General features: G+C 67.5%; 5 protein-coding genes. 1 reads left to right on the top strand and 4 read right to left on the bottom strand.

Annotation, left to right across the window (positions count from 1 at the left end; all coding sequences use genetic code 11):
* Window positions 1–236: 236 nt before the first annotated feature.
* From ACYVII_RS19030 to ACYVII_RS19015, 4 genes are all read right to left on the bottom strand, one after another.
* Window positions 237–1,466, bottom strand: coding sequence for an ABC transporter ATP-binding protein (locus tag ACYVII_RS19030; protein ID WP_460537918.1), 1,230 nt, complete (start codon window positions 1,464–1,466; stop codon window positions 237–239).
* A gap of 56 nt (window positions 1,467–1,522) precedes the next feature.
* A complete protein-coding gene (locus ACYVII_RS19025; RefSeq protein WP_460537917.1) occupies window positions 1,523–3,085 on the bottom strand; it encodes an arylsulfotransferase family protein in 1,563 nt (520 codons plus the stop codon).
* Window positions 3,086–3,252: 167 nt separating this feature from the next.
* Window positions 3,253–3,786: a putative immunity protein gene (locus tag ACYVII_RS19020; RefSeq protein ID WP_460537916.1), complete on the bottom strand. Its 534-nt coding sequence runs from the start codon at window positions 3,784–3,786 to the stop codon at window positions 3,253–3,255.
* A complete protein-coding gene (locus ACYVII_RS19015) occupies window positions 3,765–4,289 on the bottom strand; it encodes a GNAT family N-acetyltransferase (RefSeq protein ID WP_460537915.1) in 525 nt (174 codons plus the stop codon). The genes ACYVII_RS19020 and ACYVII_RS19015 overlap by 22 nt, the downstream gene beginning before the upstream one ends.
* A 162-nt stretch (window positions 4,290–4,451) precedes the next feature.
* Between ACYVII_RS19015 and ACYVII_RS19010 the strand changes: the two genes are divergently transcribed.
* Window positions 4,452–5,735, top strand: coding sequence for an HNH endonuclease signature motif containing protein (locus tag ACYVII_RS19010; protein ID WP_460537914.1), 1,284 nt, complete (start codon window positions 4,452–4,454; stop codon window positions 5,733–5,735).
* The last annotated feature ends 75 nt before the right edge of the window (window positions 5,736–5,810 follow it).

Here is a 5,810-nt window from a genome sequence, read left to right as displayed (position 1 = left end):
TCCCGAGCCACTCTCGAGATGATCCACGAATCTGCACCGTGAGGCCCTGGGCCTACAAGACCAAACCCACAACCCCACACTCATAGGGTCTGAGCCGAGCGCAAAGCGAGCTCGCTCGCTTTGCCGAGGCGATGGAGTCAGTTGAGCGCGTACCGCGAACACTGAGCGCGAGGGCTGCGCCGCCGACGCCGCCCGGCACACGCTTGAGCATCGTGCGGCGGAGATCGGCGCCTCCGTCAGCCCGCGCCAGACCCTTCCGTCTCCTCCTGCGCCTCCTCCTGCGCCTTCTCTTGCGCCTTCTCTGCGGCGAGCGGGGTCGGTGCAGGGGAGGGGGCGAGCACGAACGCGTGCGCGGGATCCCACGTGAGCACGACCTGCTCGCCGGGACGCGCACGCGACGAGTCGGCCAGGTTCTGGGCGAAGGCCTTGAGCACGCTGCCCCACGGGGTGGACACCTCGTATTCGGTGCTCGCGCCGAGGTACGTGGCGGTGATGACGGTTCCGGGCACCGTGTTGGGCATCGAGCCCGGCTCGCCCTGGCGGCCGGCGGCATCCGTTCGGGTCACGACGAGCTTCTCGGGACGGATGCCGACCCGAGAAGCCGCGGGCAGGCGCCCGTCGACGCCGCTCACCTCCAGCCGAGTGCCGTCGGGGAGCCGCAGCGCCGTGCCGTGCGATTCGGGTGCGATCACGTTGCAGGTGCCGAGGAATTCGGCGACGAACTGAGTGGCGGGCCGGTCGTACACCCGGTCGGGGGAGCCGATGTCTTCGGTGCGTCCGGCGTTCATCACCGCGAGCCGGTCGGCCATCGACATGGCCTCGTTCTGGTCGTGCGTGACGTAGAGGAACGTGATGCCAACCTCGCGCTGGATGCGCTTGAGCTCCAACTGCATCGTCTTGCGGATCTTCGCATCCAGTGCACCCATCGGCTCGTCGAGCAGCAGCACCTTCGGCTCGTTGACGAGCGCACGGGCGAGCGCCACGCGCTGCTGCTGACCGCCGGAGAGCTGCAGCGGCCGACGCTTGCCGTACCCCTTCAGCCCCACCATCTCCAGGTTGCGCTCGACCTTCTCGCGGATCTCGGCGCTGGCCACCCTGCGACGCCGCAGACCGAATGCGACGTTGTCGAACACCGTCAGGTGCGGAAACAGCGCGTACGACTGGAACACCGTGTTCACGTCGCGCTTGTATGGCGGGAGCATCGTGACGTCGCGGCCGTCGAGGTAGATGTGCCCGAGGCTGGGCAGCTCGAATCCGCCGACCATGCGCAGCGTGGTGGTCTTGCCGCATCCGCTGGGCCCGAGCAGCGCGAAGAACTCTCCCTGTTTCAGCTGCAGATCGATGTCGTCCACCGCGATCGCATCGCCGAACCGTTTCGTGACGTGCTGGATCGAGATCGCCGGTTCCCCCGTTCCGCCGGGTGCGCCGGAACGAGCGGATGCCGCGGCCTCGCTCGACAGGGTCATTGTTCTCCTTCGAAACGACCGCCTGACAGCGCGGCGGTTGTCGTGACGGGAGAACTCTACGTGGCGACCACCGTCGATGAGCCCAGGGACGTACCGTTCGCGTCGAGCGCCAGGACCTGCACAAAGGCTGCGCCGTCGATTGTCGACGTGGTCTCGAAGCCGTCCTTCGGTATGGTGGCGACCGCCGAGAGGGAGTCGTTCGTCGCTCCGGAGAGGATGCGCCACGACGCCACCTCGGTCGCACCGTTCCAGCTCGCTGAGACCCGCAGCCGGCCCGAAGGGTCCGTCACGGTGGCGATGTCGGGATCCGCCTTCGGCTGGCCCACCCACGTGCTCTTGGCCACCCGGTAGCAGTCTGCGCCGAGCCCGGATGCCTCCCACACCGGGGTGCCGTCCGCGGTGAACTCGGTGGCGTAGGGCTGCGTTCCCCAGCCGACCAGCACATTGCCGTTGCCGAGTAGTTGCGTCGAGCCCATCGCGAACCCGACATGGCTCCTGTCGGCATATTCCTGCTTCAGCGTCGCCGTCTTCGCGGATTCGTCGATGGAGAGCACGAGCCCACGGGAGGTGCCCTTCGAGGTGTTCACGTGGTTGTCGAACATGCTGATCTCGTCAGCCGACTGTTTGCGAGCGTGATGCTGCCAGGCGAACGCGGCGTCGGCATCCACGGCGAAGTCGCTCTTCTTACCGCCCAGCCTCCAGCGGATCGCGCCGCTCGTTCGATCGAGGGAGTAGACGGTGTGGGTGTGCCGGGCCGACAGCAGCAGCGTGCCGTCGCTGTCGGCCGAGATCGCGTTCAGGTGGTACGGGTCGTAGGCGGTCGGAGCCGTGCCGCCGTCCGATCCGAGGGCGACGTAGCTCTCGGTGAGGGGGATGTGATCGCTCGCCCGCCAGTCGAGGAGCAGTCTGCTGGTAGCGATGTCGATCTCCTGGATGTGGCAGTCGTACATCCAGCCGTCCGCTTTCCCGCCTACAGAGGTGAGGTCGGTTCGCACCGGCGGGTACGACGTGATCAATGCTGTGCCGGAGTCAGTGAGCTCGAACTCGTGCAGGTCCGCCTGGAGGCCGCCCTGCGCATAGACGTGCGCGATCGGGTGATAGGAATTGTCGAGGATGACGCCGTGGCCCTGGCCGTTACCGTACTGCGAGGTGCCCGTCCAGTAGGTCAGCACGGGCCGGCCCTCGTACTGCTGCACCCGGAAGTCGGTTCCGGCGCCGCCGCCCGGATGCGACCAGATCAGCATTCCGTCCGTGTCGTAGATGGCGGGCGAGAACTGGTCGGTCTGCGGTGTCGCGAAGAGGTGTCCGCCGGCCAGCAGGGCACCGCTCTGCTTCCAGATGGCGAGCTTCGGGGCGGTCACCATAGTGCTCGCGAATCGCTCGATTGTGTATGCGGACGCGCTGCTCGACGTCGACGACGAGGTCGGCTTCGACCGTGCGATCGCGCTCGCCGCGCCGATGCCGGCGAAAGCCCCTGCGAGACCGAGCGCGATCCCTCCGCCGCCGAACAGCACCTCGCGCCGCCGGATGCCTCGTCGCGGCTTCGGCTGGTCGCCCGCAGGAGCGGTGTTCGTGGGGTCGATGGGAACGTTCGGGGTTTCGGGCGCGGCGGGGGTCATGCCTCAAGAACGTAGGACCTGTGAGTATGCACAGGCCATGCGCAAACTATGCGCCGCTCAAGCGCGTCAGTGTTCGCGGGTGATGGCGAAGAAGATCGCCATCGCACGGCCGTGGCCCTCGCGCGGGAAGCCCTGCACGACGAGTCCGATCGGAGGACAGGAACTGGTTATCGGCCGATGCCGGCTTGCAGTCGGCGGATGATCGAGCCGAGCTCACCGGAGGTGAGGAGGCCCGCCCCGAGCGGTCCGGCCGAGTCCTCGCCGACGAGGGGTAGGCGCCGGAGTGCATTCCGCGCCGCCGCGGTCAGGTGCTCGAGCTGCCAGCTGATCTCCTCGTCGATTGCCGCGGGATGCTCCGGCGCGGCCAGGCCTGCTGCTTTCGCGGCATACGCAGCGGCGCCGAGCGCGTGCGCGCCCATGTGGGCGACACCGGATGCCTGAGCAGCGGCACGCGCGGCGGCGACCGCTGCTGGTGACTTCGCCGACCGCGCTGCGCGGCCTGCCACGAAGCGCCGCCGGATCTCCTCTGCGGCTCCGAGCTCGCCGCGCGAGAAGGCGCGGGCGCGGGCGATCGCATCCCGCGGTCTGTCGTCGTCGGAGACCTCAGACTCGAACAACGGCAGCACTCGTTCCGCGCAGTCGGCTGCCCACGCCGCGACGATGCGGCGGTCGGTCTCGCTCAGCGACTGCGGTGAAGGCATGGGTGAACGCTCTCGGGTCGTGACAGAGTGGCGGAGAACAGGATGCCCTCGCCGGCTTCGAAGGGAACACCTCGGAACTGCGGGCCGCGACCACACTCGAGGAAGCCCGCACGCCGGTGCAGCGCGATCGAGGCGTGGTTCCGAGCATTGGTGAAGTAGAAGACGACGCTTTCGCGTTGTTGGATCCACCTCATCCGAGCGCTGAGCAAAGCGCTCGCCACACCTTGCCTGCGATGAACGGGGGCGACGGTCACTCCCATGAGGTAATGCCCAGCGGGTGCCGGTCCAGCCGGCTCTGGGAAGAACTGGGTCTTCGCCCAGCCGACCACCCGTCCGCCGGACTCGGCGACAACGAGAATCGAATTCTCATCGTCTATCGCCGCAGTGATGTCCTCGGTGAACCGCGTCGACGTCGAGCGCCCGGATTCGGCTTGGACCTCGAGGATGCCGATCAGATCTGCGGGGACAGCGTTCCGCACAGTGATGGGTAGGGGAACGCTCACGTATCCATGATCCCTGAGAAGCAGTAACCGCATCGATCGCCCGACTGTTACGCCGGCACTTGCCCTCCACAGCTCATCATCTTCGGTCGCTATCCACAGGAAACACCTTCTGATCAGGAATTCGTCGCCGAGAATGTCGGTGGCTACGGGTTGAATGGAGACATGAACGACACGAGAGCGCGGCTCGAATCGGCGGTGGATGCCGTCCGTGCTGCTCTCGAGGTGGCGGAAGTTCCGCGACTCGGCGACGGCGAGCTGCTCGAGGCGCTCGGGCGCATCGAGCAGCTCGGACGATCCGTCGACGCGCTGCGAGTGGCGGCGTCCGCGGAGGTCCTCGAACGCTCACGGCCGTCCCTCGGCAGCGAGCGGCTCAGCGCGCGGAACGGATGCCGTAACGCCTACGAGCTGATCGCTCGCGTGACGCTCTCCTCCGAGGCGACGGCTGCACGCTGGTGCCGGCTCGGTGCGGGCATTCGGGACCGGGACGCGCTCACCGGGGAACTCTTGCCGCCGAAGTACCCCGCTGTTGCCGAGGCTCTGCGGGGCGGCGCGATCGGCATTGACACCGCCGCGACGATCGTCTCCAACCTCGGAGCGATCCAGCATCGTGCTGAGCCGGGCCTGTTGGCCGAAGCGGAGCGGGCGCTCGTCGGCTGTGCCACAGGCGTCGACACCTCGACGGGTGAGCAGATCGTGCCGATGACCGCTGATCAGACACGTATCCAGGCACTGCAGTGGCAGGTGGCGCTCGACCCCGATGGTGTGAAAGTGCGTGAAGACCAGGCGATGGTCGGGCGCGGCATCCTCAAGACCGGGAGTCGAGGCGGCCTCATCACGTACCGCATGAGGTTGATGCCCGAGATCTCGGGAAAGCTGGAGCGCATCTTCGACTCGTGCCTCTCCCCGAAGACCGTCGGCCGATTCCTCACGGACGAACAGAGGGAACTCGCCGAGACGACGGGCGAATCGCGAACGCCCGCCCAGCAACGACACGACATCCTTGCCGCTGCTCTGGATGCGGCCGCCCGCAGCGCTGAACTACCGACCATCGGCGGCGGCTCGCCGACCGTGCTGGTCAGTGTCGACGCCGAGACACTCCGCAAAGGCTCGGGAGCAGCGTGGGTCGACGGGGTCGACGTGCCCATCTCCGTGGAATCGGCGAAACAGTTCATCTGCACCGGTGGCGTGCAGAAGGCGTTCTTCACTCCGACGGGGCGCCTGATCGCCCTCGGCTCGCCCGAGCGCGGGTTCACTCCACAGCAGCGGCGCGCGTTGTCGCTCCGCGACGCGGGATGCGTCATCCCCGGATGCATGATCCCCGCGGGATGGACGGAGATCCACCATGTTCAGGAGCACGCGTCCGGTGGCCCCACGCACACCGACAACGGCGCAATGCTCAGGCTGTCGCGTGAATCTTCTGGGCGGTGGGGGTGCGGGATTTGGTAGCGTTCGGCGTCTGGCTGGAGGGTGCCGGCTTGCCCGGTCAGGCGGGGGTGGCTGCTCGGAGTTTGAGGAGGTTGT

It is taken from the genome of Humibacter ginsengiterrae (assembly GCF_054780115.1).
Note: the sequence above shows the minus strand (reverse complement) of the source record. Positions and strands in the feature narration are given on the sequence as shown.